The 20,992-nt window shown below is 39.4% G+C and carries 12 protein-coding genes; all 12 read right to left on the bottom strand.

The genetic code is table 11. The features are described from left to right. Positions 1-14: 14 nt before the first annotated feature. The 12 genes from H5079_RS03845 to nhaC all read right to left on the bottom strand — a co-directional run bounded on the left by H5079_RS03845 (position 15) and on the right by nhaC (position 20,883). Complete coding sequence (locus tag H5079_RS03845; RefSeq protein WP_041454446.1) at positions 15-254, bottom strand: glutaredoxin family protein; 240 nt, start codon at positions 252-254, stop codon at positions 15-17. Further along, entirely contained in the window at positions 247-2,364 is a 2,118-nt protein-coding gene (gene rlmKL / locus H5079_RS03840) for a bifunctional 23S rRNA (guanine(2069)-N(7))-methyltransferase RlmK/23S rRNA (guanine(2445)-N(2))-methyltransferase RlmL (protein WP_011328345.1), read from the bottom strand. Before rlmKL ends, H5079_RS03845 begins: the two co-directional genes overlap by 8 nt. Before the next feature lie 90 nt (positions 2,365-2,454). Next, entirely contained in the window at positions 2,455-2,985 is a 531-nt protein-coding gene (locus tag H5079_RS03835; protein ID WP_011328346.1) for a cell division protein ZapC, read from the bottom strand. 179 nt (positions 2,986-3,164) lie between these two features. Then, the gene (gene pyrD, locus H5079_RS03830) at positions 3,165-4,175 is read right to left on the bottom strand and encodes a quinone-dependent dihydroorotate dehydrogenase (protein ID WP_182683467.1); all 1,011 of its coding nucleotides are present in this window, start codon (positions 4,173-4,175) and stop codon (positions 3,165-3,167) included. A 136-nt stretch (positions 4,176-4,311) separates the two neighbouring features. Next, positions 4,312-9,141, bottom strand: a complete 4,830-nt coding sequence (locus tag H5079_RS03825) for an NAD-glutamate dehydrogenase (RefSeq protein WP_011328348.1) — start codon at positions 9,139-9,141, stop codon at positions 4,312-4,314. Positions 9,142-9,351: 210 nt separating this feature from the next. Then, complete coding sequence (locus tag H5079_RS03820) at positions 9,352-11,673, bottom strand: RND family transporter (RefSeq protein WP_011328349.1); 2,322 nt, start codon at positions 11,671-11,673, stop codon at positions 9,352-9,354. Further along, entirely contained in the window at positions 11,673-12,668 is a 996-nt protein-coding gene (locus H5079_RS03815) for a YCF48-related protein (protein ID WP_011328350.1), read from the bottom strand. Before H5079_RS03815 ends, H5079_RS03820 begins: the two co-directional genes overlap by 1 nt. Positions 12,669-12,799: 131 nt before the next feature. Beyond that, complete coding sequence (locus H5079_RS03810; RefSeq protein WP_182683466.1) at positions 12,800-14,164, bottom strand: DUF1329 domain-containing protein; 1,365 nt, start codon at positions 14,162-14,164, stop codon at positions 12,800-12,802. 13 nt (positions 14,165-14,177) lie between these two features. Next, positions 14,178-16,277 carry a DUF1302 domain-containing protein gene (locus H5079_RS03805; RefSeq protein ID WP_182683465.1) on the bottom strand — a complete coding sequence of 700 codons (2,100 nt, stop codon included), beginning with the start codon at positions 16,275-16,277 and terminating at the stop codon, positions 14,178-14,180. A 253-nt stretch (positions 16,278-16,530) separates the two neighbouring features. Further along, a complete protein-coding gene (locus H5079_RS03800) occupies positions 16,531-16,752 on the bottom strand; it encodes a DUF2835 domain-containing protein (RefSeq protein ID WP_086998601.1) in 222 nt (73 codons plus the stop codon). A 3-nt stretch (positions 16,753-16,755) separates the two neighbouring features. Further along, on the bottom strand, positions 16,756-19,350 hold the full coding sequence (gene pepN / locus H5079_RS03795; protein ID WP_182683464.1) for an aminopeptidase N: 2,595 nt from the start codon (positions 19,348-19,350) through the stop codon (positions 16,756-16,758). A gap of 48 nt (positions 19,351-19,398) precedes the next feature. Next, positions 19,399-20,883 carry a Na+/H+ antiporter NhaC gene (nhaC, locus tag H5079_RS03790; protein ID WP_011328355.1) on the bottom strand — a complete coding sequence of 495 codons (1,485 nt, stop codon included), beginning with the start codon at positions 20,881-20,883 and terminating at the stop codon, positions 19,399-19,401. Positions 20,884-20,992: the final 109 nt, after the last annotated feature.

Genomic DNA, 20,992 nt, shown 5'->3' with positions numbered 1-20,992 from the left:
ATTCTTCTTTGCTCTTATTCTGCTTGCGCTAAAAATTCACGCACGTCTAGTGCAGTAAAAGGCCAAAATAATTGTTGGCCTTGCTCACTTTTAAATACCGGAATACTAACCTGATAATCAGCAATAAGCTGATCATCAGTCATAATATCTACTAGCAATAATTCATTGTGGCTATTAACTAATCCCTTAATTAATTGCTCAGCTTGTTCACACAAATGACAACCATCTGTGTGATATAAAATCCACTTAGCCATGGGTAATTAACCAGCTATTATGAATTTTTTTATTACGCTTAAAATCAGGCGATAAGGTTTTGTCAGAAATATTAACCGCTTTTAAGCCCAAGCCAATTAAACCCACTTCATCCATAACAAAGCCACGTTTATTATTAGAAAAAATAAGCGTACCCGACGGGCTTAATATTTTTTTAACCCAAGTTAATAACTTAATATGATCGCTCTGCACATCAAATGCATCTTTCATACGCTTAGAGTTTGAAAACGTCGGGGGATCTAAAAAGATTAAATCGTACTGCGCCGTCGCATGCTCTAGCCACTTTAAGCAATCTGCTTGCTCAAAACGGTAGCGAGTATTACTAATATTATTTAAATCAAAGTTGTCTTGGCCCCATTTTAAATAGGTTTTTGACAAGTCAACCGTGGTAATTGCTTTAGCGCCACCAAGTGCTGCATGTACTGACGCTGTACCTGTGTAGGCAAATAAGTTTAAAAAGCGCTTATCTTTGGCGTTTTCTTGAATATAACGACGCATTAAACGGTGATCTAAAAACAAGCCAGTGTCTAAGTAATCAAATAAATTCACTTTAAACTTAGCGCCAAACTCTTCAACCACCATAGTGCGGTTTTGTTTAGCCATTGGCGTGTATTGCTCTTCGCCTTTTTGCTTTTTACGTACTTTTACAGCAATATTCTCTGGTGCTATTTTGAGTTGTTCAGCGGTTAAGCTGATCACATCTTGTAAGCGTTTTTCAGACGTTTTTTCATCAATTTCTTTCGGGGCTGCGTATTCAAAAATAACCGCTGAGTCACCGTAAATATCTACAGCAACGTTGTACTCAGGAATATCAGCTTCGTATACACGGTATGCTGTAATTTCGTTTTGCTTAAGCCAGTTTTTTAAACCCTGCTTGTTCTTTTTCAATCGATTAGCAAAAGACATTGAACCTTCAAAATTCAGCGCTTTTTTATCATCGGTTGTCAGGCTTACTTGTTTGTCATCAAGTTGATACAAGTTAAGTTCAACATCTAACGGGCCATTTTTAAATTTATAACGTTTCAGCCTAACCAACTTTAACAGCTTAAATAAGCTCTCATCCATACCCAGTAAAGCAAGCTTCCAATGATTGAAGTGCTTTTTAAAGCCCACGCCTAAATTACGATGTAAATCTACAAGCTCAGCCATAGAACCAATACGCTCACCATAAGGTAAGTTAGATATAACTACGCCAGGTAATTTAGCCACTGCGGTTAGTTTAGTTGCATCACTTTGTTTAAACTTAATAATATCGTCTAGCTCAGCACGTTTTGCGTTATCAATTGCTTTACCTAATACTTGAGCGTCGTAATCGTGGCCAATGAGCCATAATTTAGGGTCTATAATATTGCCCAGCAATTCTTCTTTTAGCTCTTTAAATTTCGCAGCTCTAAAACTTGGTAAGCGCTCAAATGCAAAGCCTTCGCGAAATAAGCCGGGAGCTTCGTTGCGCGCCATACCGGCAGCTTCAATTAAAATAGTACCTGCACCACAACATGGGTCAAACAAAGGCTGATTTACATTTTCAAGCCAGCCGCTGCGTTTGATTAATGCCGCTGCTAAATGCTCTTTTATAGGTGCTTTACCTTGGCCCTGTCGGTAACCACGTTCAGATAAACGCGGGCCAGAGTAATCTATATACATAGATACGCCATAACGATTTAAACGCGCAACCACACGCACATTAGCGTCTTGTTTATCAACATTAGGGCGCTGCTCGAATAAGTCGTTAAAGTAATCAACTATGGCATCTTTTATAACTAAACCAGAAAACTGTGTATTTTTTAATGAGTCGTTGGTGCCATTAAAGTCGACAGCAAACGTTTGTGTAGGCCCAAACCATTCTTGCCATGGTTGTGAGCGAGCAAAGTTATACAGGCTATTTTTGTCATCTACGCCTTCTTTTTCTTCAATAAGCATAAGCACGCGCGTAGCAAAGCGAGTCGATAAACACACCTTTTGCGCCAATAATGAGTCTGCCTCAAAGCGAACAGAACCAACAGTTTGCTTAGACACAGTTGCGCCAAGTTCTGTTAGTTCATCAACCAATAAATTTTCGATTCCGATAGAAGTAAGTGCGATAAATTGCAAAGTAGTAACCCTTAATAGCTAATTGCGCAGGATTATAACATAGGTTTGCATACAAACACGCCATAAACACGGGCTGAAAATAAAATTAGATTAAGCTATTTTGCTATGAATATGCTGATTTAAGAGAGGATGTACACGATTGTTTAAAACGCGAATGGCTTCAAACTGTACTAATGATAAATTATCATCTAATTGAAAATTTTCACTTAGGTTAATACACACAGATGCATCACTGCTGTGCTCTACAATTAAAAACTCTCCCGACTGCGCTTTAGAGGTTAAATTAATAACGGCTTCAGTACTTGGAGTGCTTCCTGTGTATTGCTCAAAAAACCAACTTTTAGCAAGTACTGGCTTTAATTGAAATTTCACTGCGGTTGCATTGAGTGATATTTGACATAATTGCGCTGGATTCCACAGCTTAAATTGCACAAGATATTGATAAACTTGTTCATAAAAAGCGGCATCTTCTAAGCTAAAATAAGGGTTTTTAAATGTACTGTCAGTAAGTTGTCTTAACTTATAAGGAGTGCAGAGCTGCATATCTTCATTTAAATCAAGTAATAAGCGGTTTTTTTTGGCGCAAGATATCCACTGCCATTGCTTTGATGCTTGTAACATATCCCCTCCACGCTTAACATTTAAATATAATAAAAACAATAAGCACAAAGTATAGCCGCTTTTAATCATTTTTAAAATGTTTTATTAGAACATTTATTGAACGATCAAAAGCTTAGAGGGCAAGTTAGCCTTTTAGTGTTAAAACAAACTTAACTTTTAAGGCTAAGTAGCCCTATTTTTTATAAACTATCAACTATCGATTTAATTAATTGTGGGCCTTTATAAATAAAGCCAGTATAAATTTGTACTAAATCGGCACCTGCGTTTATTTTTTCTTTCGCCGATGACACATCGTCAATACCGCCTACACCTATAATAGGTAACTGCCCATTAGTTAAGCGCTTTAGCTCGCTAACTACATGCGTCGCACGCTCCCTAACTGGCTGCCCCGATAAACCACCGGCTTCGTCAGCATATTGCTGACCCACAACCATGCTACGCTCAAGTGTAGTATTGGTAGCAATTACCCCATCTATTTTATTGCTTAGTAAAGATTCACTTACTTGAGCAATTTGGATTGGATCTAAATCTGGCGCAATTTTTACCAGCATAGGTACCTGTTTACCATGTTTAGCAACAAGATCAAGCTGCTCGTTTTTCAAACTTTGTAGTAAATCATCAAGGGCTGCACCGTATTGTAAATCACGAAGCCCTGGGGTATTTGGCGATGAAATATTAACAGTTATATACGAGGCATGTTCAAACACCTTGCGCATGCAATGTATGTAATCGTCTTTGCCTTGCTCATTCGGTGTGTCTTTATTTTTACCAATGTTAATACCTAAAATACCGGTATAGTTGGCTGCTTTAACGTTATTAACTAAATTATCAACGCCTTTGTTATTAAATCCCATGCGATTGATAATGGCATTTGACTGCGGCAATCTAAACATACGTGGTTTATCGTTACCAGCTTGTGGGCGCGGAGTAACTGTACCCACTTCAACAAAACCAAAGCCCATTTGTGCAAATGCAGTAATACACTCTGCATTTTTATCAAGCCCTGCAGCAAGACCAACGGGGTTTTTAAGTTCTAAGCCTAAAAAATTAACTGGTTTATTCACAATATTTTGTGACCAAGCAGCGCTTAATGGTGTATTGGCAAAACGACTTAAATTATTAAGAGCGAACTCATGCGCCCACTCCGCATCACGGGTAAACATAAAACGGCGAGCTAAATCGTAAAACATGAATATAATCCTCTTAAAATGCAGACAAAAAAATACCTCAGACTAGGCCGAGGTATTGTATAACAATTTTAACCATTAACTCATTATTTTCACCAAGGAAAATAATGAGTAGGCATTAATTATGGTTTTTATTCTATTACACGCAGTTATGGCTTAATAACATGAGTTCACGTAGTGCTACTGAAAACTTAGCAAAATCGTGAGTTTGTGATGTTCTAAACTCTGCAAGCATTTGCTTCCAACGTTGTAATAATAACTCTTGGCTATCCATCCATTGCTCAATTTGGCCATTAACATCTTTGTTATCATCGGCAAAACCGTTTAATACCACTTCTGCTAATGTACGTTGTTGCCAATCAAGCTCTTCGCGGTACGATGCACGCGCTAATGCCTGCCAATGGTTTGCTACTGGTTGCTTAGTAATTTGCTCTAAGAACCAATGTAAGCCCATGTTTGCACCAAGCTTGAAGTAAGTATGCGATACAGTATCGATACTTTGTTTCGAACTTGCTGAGATTTCAGCTAAGTCCATAGCAGAAAACAAGCTAGATAAACCAGTAATGCGATTAGCTAGTTCTGCAGGCACACCACTTTGTGTTAACTCTTGGGCAGCTGCAACTAAAAGCTCGCCTTCTTTATCAACCATATACGTTGTTAAATTAGCACTTAAATCTGCAAATGTTGGCGCAAAAAATTCAACTGTTTGGGTAATTGTTTGTGCTTTGTTGCGATGACGTAAGAACCAACGTGTTACACGACGAACCGTGCGACGTAATTGGTATAGCATTTCGGTTTGTACAGCAGCCGGAATTTTATTATCAAGTGCAACAACCGAGGCCCACGTATCGCTCATTTGGAACAACTCGCTGGCAATTGAATAACATAAAGCAATTTCAGCTTCATTTGCACCGGTTTCTTCATGCATACGCACCATGAAGTTAAGGCCCATATCGTTAACAATTTGATTAGCCAGTTTAGTGGCAATAATTTCTTTACGAAGTGGGTGATTATCCATCGCTTCGTTAAACTTCTCACGCAGTGGTAACGGGAACGAATTAACTAACAATTGACGGTAATATGGATTTTCCGTAATTTCATCTGTAACAAATGACTCTTTAAGTACCATTTTAGAGTACGACACTAAAATCGCTAACTCTGGACGTGTTAAGTCTTTGCCAGCTGCTGCACGTTCTGCTAATTCTTCATCACTTGGGATAAACTCAATCGCACGATTTAGCTTGCCTTCTTTTTCAAGAGCATGAATAAAGCGAATTTTCTCTTTAAGCGTTGATGAGCCTTTAGATTGAGTAATTGAAATAGTGTGTGTTTGACGATAACAATCATTCAATACCAGCTTAGACACTTCGTCTGTCATAGCGTATAAAAGTTCATCGCGTTGCTTGCGCGTTAAGTCACCTGAGGTAACTAAACCATTAAGTAAAATCTTAATATTAACTTCGTTATCTGAACAAGTAACGCCACCTACGTTATCAATAAAGTCAGTATTAACACGGCCGCCTTTCGCTGCAAATTCAATACGTCCTAACTGAGTTGCACCTAAGTTACCGCCCTCGCCAAATACTTTAGCACCTAGCTCGCCACCGTTAATACGCAGTGCATCGTTTGCACGATCCCCTACATCGGCGTCAGTTTCTTTGCTGCTCTTAACATAAGTACCAATACCACCATTCCACAATAGATCGTAATCCATCATTAGCGCAGCTTTGATCAGTTCAGTTGGTGTCATGCTGGCTTTTTTAGTGCCTAACATTTTTTTCATTTCTGGGCTTAGTGTAATCGACTTAGCCGCACGAGAGAAAACACCACCACCGGCAGAAATTAAATCTTTATTAAAGTCTTCCCACGATGAACGCGGTAATTTAAATAAACGTTCACGCTCAGGATACGTTGCTGCTGCATCTGGTGTTGGGTCAATAAAAATATGCATATGGTTAAATGCAACTTGTAAACGAGTATGTTTAGATAACAACATACCATTACCAAATACATCCCCTGCCATATCGCCAATAGCTACCACGGTAAAATCGGTTGTTTGACAATCAATATCCATTTCGCGGAAATGACGTTTAACTGATTCCCACGCGCCACGTGCTGTAATACCCATTTTCTTATGGTCATAACCCACTGAGCCACCTGATGCAAACGCATCACCTAGCCAAAAGTTATATTCATTTGCAATGCCATTAGCAATATCAGAGAAAGTTGCAGTACCTTTATCGGCTGCTACAACTAAATAAGCATCATCGCCATCGTGGCGAGTTACATCTACAGGCGCAACAATTTCACCTTGTACAATATTATCTGTGATATCTAACAAACCACGAATAAAGATTTTGTAACACTCTTGGCCTTCTTTTAAGAATGCTTCACGCTCAGTTGGCAATTGTTTACAAACAAAACCGCCTTTAGAACCTACTGGCACAATTACCGCATTTTTCACTTGTTGTGCTTTAACTAAGCCAAGTACTTCAGTACGGAAATCTTCACGGCGATCTGACCAACGCAAGCCACCACGGGCAACACTACCGTATCGTAAATGCACACCTTCAATACGCGGAGAATATACAAAAATTTCAAACGCCGGTAATGGTAATGGTACGCCAGGAATTAAGCTTGGCTTAATTTTAAACGATACATACGATTTAAATTGGCCATTGCCATCTTTTTGAAAGAAGCTAGTACGCAGTGTTGCCACTATCATATCAACGTATAAACGTATAATACGGTCATCATCAAGATTGGCTACGTTTTCAAGTTCTAAATATATTTCTGTACTAAGCTTTTCAAGTGTTTTTTCACTTGCAGGGCTTTTAACTGAGAACTTTTTAGTAAACAAGTTAACAATTTTTGCTGCAATGTGTGGATAATTTGCAAAAGTGCCTTCAATGTAAGCTTGCGAGAAGGTAACCCCAATTTGGCGCATGTATTTAGCGTACGCACGTAATATTGACGCTTCACGCCCAGTAAGACCACCCATTAATACTAAACGGTTAAAACCGTCGTTTTCTAAGCGGTTATTCCAAACACTGGTTAACGCAGCGCGAAAACGTGCTGAAATTTTATCAAAATCTGCCATCCCTTTGCTATCAATTAGCATAGAGAAATCCATGATCCAATTAATGCTACCATCGCTAGTTTTAACTGAATAAGGTGTTTCGCCAACGACACGTAAGCCAAAGTTTTCTAGCATCGGCATCACATCAGATAAGTGAATAGGCTCATCTTTATGAAATAAGCTTAAACGCACAACATTGCTGTTAGCTTCTTCTTGCGGGCGATAAAATAACATTTCAAGTTTGTTTTCATCGTTAAGCATTTCTAGCTTTTCAATATCAACAACAGCTGCACTTGGTAATACTTCATCTTTATATGAGCGAGCAAATGCTTGAGCATACTTACGGTTTAATTCATTACCGCGTGCTTCGCCAGCTTGCTCTAGTAAGGCTGATTGTAATTTATCTTCCCAAGTACGGGCCGCTTCAACTAAATTGTTTTCAATGTCTTTCACTTTATACTCTATATTATTATCAGTCACACGCACGGTATAATGAGTACGGGCTAGTGTTGACTCAGAGAAATAGGTTGTAAATTCGACTTTTTCGTCAGAATTAAATGCATTTGCTAAAATATTTTGCGTTTCATGACGCAGTGCCGTGTTATAGCGCTCACGTGGTACATAAACCATACATGAGAAAAAACGTCCATAGGCATCTTTACGTACAAACAAGCGACACATATCACGCTCTTGTACTTGCAACACGCCCATTGCAACTTCTAGCAATTCGCTTTCGCGGGCTTGTACAAGTTCATCTCGCGGGTAGGTTTCTAAAATATTAAGCACCGCTTTATAAGCATGGGTGCCTTTGGCAAAATCACACATTTGCATAATACGGTCAATTTTACTTTTAAGAACCGGTACGTCTGCCGCACTGTAGTTATAAAAGTTTGACGAGAACAAGCCAATAAAGCGATCCTCACCAATAACATTGCCTTTGTCATCAAAACGTTTTACACCAACATAGTCGATATAAGCCGGACGATGTACGCGTGATAATGAGTTAGTTTTAGTTAAAATTAGTAAGTTACTACTACGCGCATCTTGGCGAGCAGCTTCTGGTAATTCAGAAAGTAGACGAGTGTGTTCTACACCGGCATTTTTCATCAAACCTAAACTGGTTTCCATTACGCCTTTTAACTCGTAATCACCCTGTATTGGCGATAACTCATATTGGCGATAGCCCATTAGGGTAAAGTTGTCTTTAACTAACCAGTCTAAAAACTCAACCGTTTCATCTACTTCAGCATTATTTTTGCCAGCACGACGTTTTGGTAGCTCTTTACTAACTGCAATTAGCTTTTCGCGAATTGGCTGCCAGTCTTCTACCGCTACCGATACATCTGTAAGTACAGACTCTAACTCTTGTTTGAAAGACTCAATCACAGCTGAATCTGTTTGACGGTCAATTTCAATAAAGAATACTGTTTTGGTCGAGGTTGATTCTTGCTCTGCTTTTAAACCAGATAAACCTGAGATCTTGTCATTTTCATCTCGTTGGATTTTAAGCGGGCTATGTAGTAATAAGTGAGAGGCAATATTTTCACGAGTCATGGCCATACGTACTGAATCAACTAAAAACGGCATGTCTTTAGCTATAATCTCAACAATGGTATGCGATGACTGCCAGCCATCTTTTGCCACTTCTGGGTTGAAAACGCGAATAACCGCGTCATCAGACGTGTTCTTTTCTAGCGAATTCCAAAGGCTTAGTGCAGCACCATATAAGTCACTATCGTTACGATTAGCCAAATCCTCTTTAGACATATTGCTGTACAAGGCTTTGGCGAATTTTTCAACGAGTAACACATTATCAGCGCGAACTTTTTTGTGGATAAGCTTACAAACATTATCTAAAATAACTGAGGCTTGACCTTCATTTCGTGTCATTGTTTATTCCTTAAATCTATTACTGCTTAATAGCAGAATATTTGTACAGCATTTATTAGCGTGGAGTCGAGCAAATTCTAACTCGTTTACAACTAATAAACAGCCTTTTACGATGAAAACATTTTTAGCTTTTCAGCTATTTGGTCATCTATTCACAAATTATAGATATAAATGGCCTTTACAGGCCATTTAGGAGCAAACTTATTCACTTTATTTTTTCTGGTCAGTCCAGAGCAAGCTACCAATTGCTGGTAAAAGCAGCACTGCACCCAGCATATTTACTAAAAACATGAAGGTAAGCAAAATTCCCATATCAACTTGAAATTTCAAATCAGAGAAAATCCAAGTACTCACGCCAATAGCAAGTGTAATACCGGTAAATAATACTGCACTACCGCGCTCAATTAACGCATTTCGATAAGCCACACTCAGCGGTACATTTTGTTTTAACTGCCCCATCATCGACGACAATATATAAATACCATAATCAACGCCTATACCCACACCTAATGCAATAACTGGCAGTGTAGATACGGTTAAGCCAATTTCCAGCTGTACCATTAGTGCTTGTGCAAGAGTAGATACCACATACAGAGGTAACACTACTGCAATGGTTGCTTTTACGCTTCTAAAGCTTAGTAAACACAAAACAATTACAGCGCCGTAAACATACAGCATCATCGGAATTTGCGCCGCTGACACTGACTCGTTTGTGGCTGCCATTACACCTACTGGGCCTGATGCGAGTTTAAACGCAACTTTATCTGTACCCTCTTCTTGTGCAAAGCGTTTAACACTTTCAATTACAAGATCAATTGTTTGCGCTTTATGATCATCTAAAAAGATAATCACTGGCATCACTGAGCAATCGCCGTTGAGTAATCCCGTGCTGGTTTCTACCCGCGAGGTAGATTGTACTAAGCTTGCAGAGTTACGTGGCAGGCTTTGCCATTTAAGGTTACCTTCGTTATAACCGGCATTTACCGACTGCGCTACCGAGCTTAAGCTTACCGCTGATTGCACACCGGCAACATTCTCTACTTTGTATTGAAAACGGCTAATACGCTGCATCACATCATGCTCAGTACATGCTGCAGGATACGCTTCTACAATTACCTTTAAGATATCAGACGAAATGGTGTATTTGTCCGAGATTAAAAATGTGTCTTGGTTATAGCGTGCATCTTGGTGCAATGATGGTGCGCCAGCATGTAAGTCCCCAATACGCATTTTATCAGCTTGCCAATAACCAAGTGCAAATAACACTAAAGTAAAAGCAATTATCATTTTAGCAATTTTAGGATCGGTGGCTTTAACCAATAAATCTCTAATTGCATCAAGCATATTTGGTTTTTTAGCATCACCCGATTGAATATGTACACTATTTTCAAAGTGCATATACGACGCCCATACAGGGAGTAAAATCAGGTTAGTAAATATAATTACCGCAACACCTAAACTAGCAGTTATAGCAAGCTCTCTAATAATACCAATGTCAATGGTTAGCAGAGTTAAAAAGCCAACCGTATCCGATAACAACGCAATGCCGCCTGGGATCAATAATGCTCTAAAGCTTGACTGACAACATTCTCGCGTACTTTTACCCTCGCCTACTTTTTTACCTATCGCGTTAATCATCTGCACACCATGGCTCACACCAATTGCAAATACTAAAAAAGGTACCAAAATAGACATAGGATCTAAGCCAAAGCCTAAACTCGACAGTAGCCCTAATTGCCAAATTACAGCAATGATCGAACACATTATAGGTAAAATAGTCAGCTTTAAACTGCCACAAAATAGCCAAACCATAATAAAAGTAAAGGCAATCGCGATGGCAAAAAATACCACCACACCTTTTGCACCTTCGGCTATATCACCGGCCATTTTAGCAAAACCAATTATATGAATACTCACCTTGTCGGTGCTTAGCGGTTCACGTAGTTGTGTTTCGAGTTTTTGCGCAAATGCTAAGGTATCGAGCTTTTCTTGGGTTTGCGGATCGGTTTCCATTAATTGCGCTGTCACCATCGCACACGAATAGTCACTGGCAATCATGCGCCCAACTACTTTCGCTTTTTCGATATTTTCTTTAACGACCCCTAAACCCTGTTTATCGGCTTTAAAATTAGCAGGAATTATTGGCCCGCCGGCAAAACCATCTTCAACTACTTCAACAAATCGAGCGCTGGGTGAAAATATTGAATTTACTAAAGGTCGATTAACACCTGGGATAAAATATAGCTGGTCGTGTACCGCTTTTAATTGGGTAAAAAATTCAGGATTAAAAATATCGCCGCTGTCGTCACACACCGAAATTAAAATACTGTTAGCGCCACCAAACTGCTTTTCGTGTTTGGTGTATACCTTCATATAATCGTGGTTTAACGGAATGTTTTTATTAAACGAGGCATCAAGTTGAATTTGTGTCGCTTTAAATGCCAATAAACAGGTTATAAGCACAAAGCTTATAAGCATAATTAAGCGATGTTTAAATATCGCATTTTCTATAAAGTCTAAAATCTTATGCATTAAGGGGTCAACTCCTTCACTTTAATGCCATCTTCTGTTGCCATGATTAGTTTATTATTTAAAATCACACCATCTAGAATTGCTTTACCGTCGGCCAATTGCTCATGTGTAAGCTCAGCGTTTTGCAAATGAAAAATCACGCCGCTATTGGCCAACATTAGCCATTGTTCATTGTTATAATTTATGATGTTGTTAATCGTTGCTGTTTTTTTATTATCAAGGTGCTGCCAATTTTGATCACCTTGCTGGCGAGTAAAAACATTGCCTCGTAATCCTGCCACTACCTCTTGCTGCGCATTGGCGCTAAATGCAAAAAATGATCCTGGGTAAATTTCGTCAACTCGCTGCCATGTTAAGCCTGCATCGGTACTTTTTGCCATTAAGCCCATTTCACCCACTAACATTAAACCGTCTGGAGTTTGCTCAATGCGGTTAAAGTGCGGCAAAATTGAGGCTGTTTCTGCTTCATAACCTTCTGGGTCATGTTCTTTTAAATCACTCAAATATTCTCTATCGTCACTAAATAATAGCGAGTCTAAAAAACGTTTTTGCCAGTGCTTACCACCGTCGCTGGTTTGATAAAACATGCCATAAGCCCCCACAGCATAACCATGTAGCTCATCTTTAAATAAAATATCTAAACACGGTTTATCTATCTCTGGCTTAGCTTGTTGTAAATGCCACGTTTTACCACCATTTGTAGTATTTATAATTGTTGCATCGTGCCCACAGGCCCAGCCATTGTTTTCATTAGTAAAATCAACCGCAGTTAACAATACTTGAGTTGGCACCGATTCTGCTTGTTGCCAATCAATACCATTAATACTTGTAATTACAGTGCCATGCTTACCAACAGCCACTAAACCCGCTTTAGTTTGGGTAATATCAGTCAATAACGTTTTATCGGCGTTTATTGCACTAATAGCAAATTGAGGAGTTTCTTGTGCAACACTCGCACCGCTGAGGATCAGGCTGGCATATACCAAATACTTCATAAATTTAAATCGCCTTGAACTGGGGAATTGTTTGTCTATTTAGGTGAGGAAAAGCCCTGCGCGTCAAAAAGACAAACGCGATGAGAAAGGAAAAAAGGCACCTAACCAATCGGTTAGGTGCCTACTATTAACTATCTACCTTCGCGACGTAATGCGCTTGATGTAAACTCATTGTCGTTAAACGACTGAGAAAAATCATACATTTTGTGCTGGTTATCTAAACCAATTGCTAAGTAACGACGAGAGTTTAAATCATGATAAGCCTCTAACGTACTCCACTGCGTTGGTACTTCATAGTAGTTAAGGCCATAAGCCATAGCTACACGGTAAAGTTGGTCACGGTTATCGTAAATATCGGTAACCTGTACTTGCCAGCTATCTTCATCAATATAAAACACACGTTTTTTATAAATATGGCGCGTATCATCTTTTAATTTAGCTTCAACCACCCACACACGGTGCTTTTCGTAGCGTGTATGCTCAGGGTTAATATGTCCTGGCATTAATATTTCGTCATAGCTTAGTTTATCGCTATGGAGCTTATAACTATTGTATGGAATATAAAGCTCTTGCTTACCTTTTAATGTCCAGGTGTAACGGTTTGGTGACCCGTTAAACATGTCAAAGTCATCAGTAGTACGTAAGCTGTCAGCTGCTGTACCTGGTGCATCATAAGCAACGTTAGGTGCACGACGAACACGACGTTGACCACTGTTGTAGGTCCATGCTTGGCGTGGCGTTAATATTTGGTCCATGGTTTCATGCACTAATAACGCAGTACCCGCTAGGCGTGCCGGCTCTGTTACTTTTTGTTTAAACTTAAACAAAATATTTGAGTCTTGCAGTTGCGCAGGTGTAGCACTTGGATCTGAGTATTTAACTAGTAGTTGCTCATCAAAACCAACATAGTTATACGAACCCGAAGCGGTAGGTGCTGCTTGGCCGCCAAAACGCTCAATAGACTGACCACGGTAACGTAGCAAGTGATTCCAAATTGCCTCTAAACCAGTTTTAGGAATAGGAAATGGAATACCAATTGCTGTACTTTTAATCCCATTACCGCCTTCTATTAGCTCTGCAGTGGGTGCAAATTGCTTAGTTGCATCATATACAAATTGCGGGAACGAAGCAGAGCGACGAGTTGCATATACTGGCATTTTAAAGGTATCTGGATACGCTTCAAATAACGCAATTTGGCCAGGGCTTAAGTTCGCTTTATATTTTTCAATATTGCTTTTATCAATAGTAAACAACACTTTATCCGTATTAAACGGGTCTAAGTGATGCATACCTGCTTTATAACCTGCCGGTGCTGCGGTAATACCACCATTCCACGCAGGAATAGAACCATCTGCATTGCCTGCTTTTTGAGCGCCTAGTGGCGTTAAGTCTGCACCTAAGCGCGCAACTTCTTCGCTGCTAATTTTAGCTAAAGCAGCGTGACTTGCAAACAAGCTACAAAATGCAGTAGCAATGAGGGTAGGTTTTTTAATCATAATAATATTACCCCTAAATAGAATATTTTAAGTTAAATGAAATGTAATCGCGATCAGAGAAGGTATTAATGTCGCCGCCACCCCAAAATGAGTTGTAGCTAACATCTAATGACCACGCATTTTGATAGTTAAAGTTCATGGTTGCACCTAACGATTTACGATCCTCTATAAACAAAAACATAGGATCTGGCGTGCTACCATTTACGTCATGAGAAAATACAAAACGTGGCGAAAAGTTAATACCGTTATACAGGTTATAATAATCACCTTTAGCAATTAAGCGATAACCCCACGATGTAGCCGTAGCAAATTGTTTTTGCTCTGCTCCATTTGATAACGCCATATGTAGCGCAGAATAATCAGAACTGCCTGGGCCGGTCATAACGCCACTACGCCCAGTACCAGAAACGTTTAAACGCATTTCATCGTACTCCGGCATACTATGAATACGCACGCCACCAACCTCACCTACCACAGCCCAGCTATCTGCACCCAAAGATGGGCCAAATAAATGCGTCGCGGTAAATTGTAATTGACTGGTATTACGCTCTATATAACCTTTTGCTAGCTCGCCTGGGCCAACAACACTAACTGCATTGCCTTGGCTCATTTGTGAAATACCTGCAAATTCAGGGCGTAAACCTGCCACTGCTAATTGCTCTGGCATTGCAGCGTAAAGTAGCTCTACGTCATCAATTTGTAGTGGTTCATCTTCGCGAAAAGTAAACTCACCGGCAAACGCAGTTTCACCTAAAGATGTGTTGAAGCTCAAACCATAGAGTTTAATGTCTTCTGGGTATTCATTTTTTGCTAAAGAGAAAGCTCTTAAATTATGAATATTATCTTCAGTGATTTCGGTCGTTGTAATCATTGCTAAATCTTGGGCAAGTGAAGCTTGAGTGAAATTAGACACTCGACCAGATACTAACGGGCGACGGCTATGATAATTCACATGATAAAATGCCACTTCCGTGTCATTAAATTCAGGTAAAAACACGCCTAAACGTAAACCGTATTGGCCGCCGTCATCCGGCTCTACTTTACCTTCATCGCCTTTACCTTTTAGTGCTACCTTAGTTGGATAGGCTAAATACATTTCGGCCAGTAGCGCTTTGCCTTGAGCACTTGAAGGATCAACGCCTTTGAGTGAGGCTGCTAGGGCAAAGTCAGAGGTTAAATTATTTAAACTGTCGGTTAAAAATGCTAAATCAATATCAGGATTTGAAGTAAAACCTAACTGCACATTTTGCTGATAACCATTTTCAGATGCAAAGTCATTGGTAGAAAAATACGTTCCCGTTGCTGGTAAGCGTGTTTCTTGCCATTGGTATTGATAAAAACCCTCTAAGGTTACGTTATCAGTAATACCTAACGACGCCCATAACATACCAACAGGTATAAAGGCTTCTTTAAGCTCTGCACCAGGCGCTTTTAAACGGTCTATGTCAACTGGGTTAACGTTAATACCATGCGATATTAATGTACTTTCACCCCAATTTATTACTTGTTGACCAACGCGAATTGATAGTGGGTTTTTTCCTTCATTTAAATCAAAGCTTGCCCATACATACGCATCTAATAAACGGATGTCAGCACAGCTTTGTGCTTTTGTATCTTTGTCATCACATGGATCGACGCCTTGGCCTGAGGTAGGGTTTACATAAGCACGATCGCCATCCATTAACTCAAAGTCATAAAAATACATAAATCGAGTAAACAAACCATAATTATCTTTACTGATAGATAGATCATGGGTGCCCTTTAATAGTTTTGAAAACGAATCACCACTATCAAAGTTTAAATCGCCTGCATCACCATTGTTTGAATATGATCCTGGTTGCGCCCACACATCTTGCGATGAGTAAACGGTATTGTTTAAGGCTGGGTTATAACCCGTCCAATCGAATGAAGGGTTGTTACTTTTACCTATTAAGCCAAAGTCTCGGTCTTCTACACGAATACTTTGTCCATAAGAAAAAGTGGAGTCGAAAGTTATATCAAAACCTCCGGCTTCAAAAACTGCCGCTTGTGCAGTCATTGCAGATAACCCTAAGCTTGCGGCTGCTAAACCTATAGCGATTTTATTTTTAACAAAAAGCGATCTTCTTATCATTTTGGTTTCCCCCCTGTCGCGGGTCATTTTGTGTGATCAAGTTATTGTTTTTAGTGTAATCGTAACGATAGAAGCGAATTAAACAAATTACAAACAGTCGCCTTCAATCAGTCATAATCTTTTTTTATTCACTGACGTTTACGCAATGGTAAGACGTCATACCAGTAATTTATACACGCAAATTAACAATAGGACAAATCGAAATTAACAAAAAGGCAATATTTATGTATATCTATAACATAAATACAAGCGCTTAGGCTACTCGTTCGAGGCGGATAAACTTATTTTCGGGGGTAAGTATCAATCTAAACCTACCTCGCACCCCTAAACTAGAAATGTAGGGGCGCAGGTAGTTTGCGGCAAATCGAATGGTTTTACCGCTGTCATCTACAACTTGTACTGAGCTATAACGTCCATGGTAGTAATCCATGCATTCGTTGTAGCTCAAATTTAATCTAAAATAATATTCAATCATGATTTAATTTAAGGCTTTTTCAACCTTCTCAAATAAATCGTCGCTCAGCGTATCTAAATCAGCTAAACGCTGCAGTTGTGTTTTCATTGCTGCAGAACGTACTTTATCGTAACGTTTCCACGACATAAAAGGCGTTAACATGCGTGATGCATTTTGCGGATTAATAGTATTGAGCTTAATGAGTAAATCACCAAGCAAAGCATAACCTTTACCATCTAGGCGATGAAATTGCGCGGTATTAAAGTGGCTAAAACTGCCAATTAAAGCACGCACTCGGTTAGGATTTGAAAAGTCAAAACAAGGATGTTCATACAGTGCTTTAATATTGTCAATTGCATCATCACCCGACTGCATGGCTTGCAGTGCAAACCATTTGTCCATAACTAATACGTCGTGTCGCCATTGGCTATCAAAATGTGCAAGCAAGGTGTCACTTAATGTATGCGACGCTTTTATAGCACCACTGAGCGCACCGAGCACATTGGTCATATTAGTTGAGCTTGCAGCTTCTTTTATAAATTCAGCCGCTGGTAAACTGTCTGTTTTTGCTAGGTAATACAAACATTGTTGTTTTAATGAACGTATTGCCACAGCAGCCGCATTAACACTGCCATCGTCTTCAAGTGCTTGGTAACAATTAATAAATTCTTGTTCAAGGGTATCAGCTATTTGCTGTTCAAACTGCTGTGTAATAGTAAGAATGGCATCAACTGGGATCGTCTCAAACTCAGCTGCTAAGGTATCAAAGCTAGGGAGTTTTAACAGTTCAGCAAGTAATGCCAAGTCACCTGCTCTACTGGCTATTAATACCTGTAATGCTGCTATTATTTCATTACTTAATGGTTCAGGTTTTTTGCTTGCAATACCACGCTTAACCGCATTAATAAATAGCTGTTGCTGTGCATCCCAACGCGAAAAATCGCTACGCGCAAAGCGCATTATGTGCAATAGGTCTTGATCGTTACTGTGCTGCTTTAATATACACGGGGCTGAAAAGTCTTCCAATAAAACGGCAACAGGTTGCTCTGCTAGCTGATCAAAATTAAATGTTTGCGTTGCTTTAGTTACATCAAGCACATGATCAACGCTCTGACCTTTATATTGTAACGGTACACTTTTCCCCTTGCTATCTAACAGCTCAATTGCAAAAGGAATATGCAAAGTATCGTTTTGTGGCTGATTAATTGGCGCAGCCTGCTCAATGGTAAGGCTAAACGTTTGCGTCTCGCTATGGTAACTTTGTTGTACATTTAAACGAGGAGTACCCGATTGGCTATACCAGCGTTTAAATTGCTCTAAGTTAATATTAGATGCATCACTCATAGCACTTACAAAATCGTCACAGGTAACCGCTTGGCCATCGTGGCGTTCAAAGTAAAGTGTCATGCCCTTTTGAAAGTTAGTTTCACCAAGCAAGGTGTGCATCATACGTATAACTTCAGCACCTTTGTCGTATACAGTCACAGTGTAAAAGTTATTCATTTCAATTACTTTTTCTGGACGAATAGGATGCGCCATAGGCCCTGCATCTTCACTAAACTGGTGAGTACGCATTACTTTAACGGCATCAATACGGTTTAGCGCTCGCGAGCCCAAATCACTGCTAAATTCTTGATCTCTAAATACTGTTAAACCTTCTTTTAACGATAACTGAAACCAATCTCTGCAGGTTACGCGGTTGCCGGTCCAGTTATGAAAGTATTCATGCCCAACAATAGATTCAATGGTGTGATAGTCTTTATCGGTAGCGGTTTCTTGATTTGCCAAAACACACTTACTATTAAAAATATTAAGCCCTTTATTTTCCATCGCTCCCATGTTGAAAAAATCAACGGCAACAATCATATAAATATCAAGGTCATACTCTAAATTAAAGCGTGTCTCATCCCACTGCATCGCTTTTTTAAGTGAGCTCATTGCATGTGGTGTTTTTGACAAGTTACCTTTATCTACAAATAAGGCTAAATCAACATTCTTACCACTTTTTGTAGTATAGCTATCATTTAACACATCAAAGTCACCCGCCACTAAAGCAAATAAGTAACTTGGCTTCTTAAACGGATCTTGCCACTTAGCAAAATGACGACCGTCTTGCGTTTCACCGCTATCTACCATGTTGCCATTAGAGAGTAACTGCGGGTATTTTTTGTCTGCTATTATGGTTACATCGAATGTTGATAAAACATCTGGACGGTCCATATAGTAAGTTATTTTTCTAAAACCCTGCGCTTCACACTGAGTACAATAAGCCCCACCCGATAAATAAAGTCCTTCTAAAGAAGTATTTGTTTGCGGAGAAATTTCGGTCACTATACTAAGTTGGCAGTGATCTGGTAGGTTATTAATAATGAGTTGCTCACCCACTATTTTATAATCGCTAATATCATGAGTATCTATTGAAAGCGACACTAAGCGTAAATCAATGCCATCGAGTACTAAAGGTGCCGTTTTAGCGCCCACGCGGCTCAATGTAAGTAGCGCAGTGACTCTTGTTGTTAACGGCTGTAAATCAAAGTTAAGCTCGGTGTGATTAATTAAAAAGTTTGGCGCTTGGTAGTCTTTTAAATATTGTGTTTGCGGTTTTTGTGCGGCAGTCATAAATACTCCAAAAACAGCCTCTTTTATGTTTAAAAGAGGCTGTTTAAATTAAGCTGTCTGTTTTGGTTTAATACGTAATATTTTAATACCTAAATAAGCGTAAATAATTGCCAAGACAGGGTTAATTAAATTAAAGAAAGCATACAGTGCATAGTCAAATGGATTGATCAGTAACACGCTTTGCATATATGCACCACAGGTATTCCATGGGATCAGCGGGCTAGTAATTGTGCCGCCATCTTCTAAGGTACGCGATAAATTAACCGGCTTTAAACCACGGTTTGCGTATTCTTCTTTAAACATCCGCCCCGGTACCACAATAGCAATATATTGATCCGCTGCAATGACGTTTGTACCAATACAAGTCGCTATAGTTGCAGTGATTAACGACCCTGTGCTTTTTGCGATTTTAAGAATACTCTTAACAAACACATCTAACAGTCCCGTTTTTTCCATAATAGCGCCAAACATCAGTGCCGTCATAATTAGCCAGGTTGTTGTAAGCATACCTGACATACCACCACCACTGAGGAGCGCATCCATATTGTCGTCTTGGGTACTAATACTAAAACCATCAAAAAAAGTGGTCCAAATTAATTTAAAGTAGCCTATTAGCTGGCCTTGGCTTATGTCTATTTGGCTGGCAATTAAATCAGATTGAAACAACACAGCCCACACAGCGCCAAGTACCGCGCCTATCGATATAGCAGGAAACGCTGGCATTTTGCGTATCGCAAGTACCAAAAGTACAATTAAAGGCACTAGCATTTCTAAACCAATATTAAAGTTTTGCTGCAAAATAGCAGTAATTTCATCAATACGCCCTGCTTCACTCGATGCAGTCGCGTTAAACCCCATAAATATAAAGATTATTAAGGCAATTACAAAGCTCGGTACTGTAGTCCATAGCATATGCTGAATATGTTCAAATAAATCTGCCCCCACAACCGCAGGCGCTAAATTAGTAGTCTCTGATAGTGGACTAAGCTTATCGCCAAAATACGCGCCCGATATAACCGCACCAGCCGTTACTGTTTGCTCTAACCCTAAGCCTGTAGCAACGCCTAATAAAGCCACACCTATTGTAGCCGCTGTGGTCCACGAACTACCAATGCTCATTGCTACAATGCCACAAATTAAACAACTAGCTGCATAAAACCAACTCGGATTAATAACCTGTAAGCCATAGTAAATTAGCGTAGGTACTGTGCCCGAAAGCAACCAAGTGCCTATTAACGCACCTACCATAAGTAAAATTAAGATAGCACCTAACGACAAGGTGATCCCTTCAATCATCGCATCTTCTAGTTTTTTCCAATTGTAGCCATTTTTTAGACCTATTAATGCTGCTGCAAAAGTAGCAAATAACAAAGCTATTTGATTTGGCCCAGAAGAGGAATTATCACCAAATAGATAAACAGCCGCACCAAGTAAACAAATGAGAACTGAGATTGGAATGAGTGCATCAAAAAACGAGGCGGGTTTTATTGGTTTTTCTTCTAATGACTTCAAGATAAAGACTCCTACACACATCTAATGCATGTTAATTATTCTTCTTAGCACATACAGCGCATTAATCGAGCAACATTGATCTAGCTCAACTTTGTGTAATCAGCGATTATAACAATCTTGTAAATTATGG

It is taken from the genome of Pseudoalteromonas sp. SG44-5 (assembly GCF_014164175.1).
GTDB classification, from domain to species: Bacteria; Pseudomonadota; Gammaproteobacteria; order Enterobacterales; family Alteromonadaceae; genus Pseudoalteromonas; species Pseudoalteromonas nigrifaciens.
Note: the sequence above shows the minus strand (reverse complement) of the source record. Positions and strands in the feature narration are given on the sequence as shown.

Bases quoted from the DNA above. Each gene is read 5' to 3' on its own strand.
- H5079_RS03845 (WP_041454446.1), bottom strand. From the start codon at position 254: ATGGCTAAGTGGATTTTATATCACACAGATGGTTGTCATTTGTGTGAA.
- H5079_RS03835 (WP_011328346.1), bottom strand. From the start codon at position 2,985: ATGTTACAAGCATCAAAGCAATGGCAGTGGATATCTTGCGCCAAAAAA.
- pyrD (WP_182683467.1), bottom strand. From the start codon at position 4,175: ATGTTTTACGATTTAGCTCGCCGTTTTATGTTTACCCGTGATGCGGAG.
- H5079_RS03825 (WP_011328348.1), bottom strand. From the start codon at position 9,141: ATGACACGAAATGAAGGTCAAGCCTCAGTTATTTTAGATAATGTTTGT.
- H5079_RS03820 (WP_011328349.1), bottom strand. From the start codon at position 11,673: ATGCATAAGATTTTAGACTTTATAGAAAATGCGATATTTAAACATCGC.
- H5079_RS03815 (WP_011328350.1), bottom strand. From the start codon at position 12,668: ATGAAGTATTTGGTATATGCCAGCCTGATCCTCAGCGGTGCGAGTGTT.
- H5079_RS03810 (WP_182683466.1), bottom strand. From the start codon at position 14,164: ATGATTAAAAAACCTACCCTCATTGCTACTGCATTTTGTAGCTTGTTT.
- H5079_RS03805 (WP_182683465.1), bottom strand. From the start codon at position 16,277: ATGATAAGAAGATCGCTTTTTGTTAAAAATAAAATCGCTATAGGTTTA.
- H5079_RS03800 (WP_086998601.1), bottom strand. From the start codon at position 16,752: ATGATTGAATATTATTTTAGATTAAATTTGAGCTACAACGAATGCATG.
- pepN (WP_182683464.1), bottom strand. From the start codon at position 19,350: ATGACTGCCGCACAAAAACCGCAAACACAATATTTAAAAGACTACCAA.
- nhaC (WP_011328355.1), bottom strand. From the start codon at position 20,883: ATGTGTGTAGGAGTCTTTATCTTGAAGTCATTAGAAGAAAAACCAATA.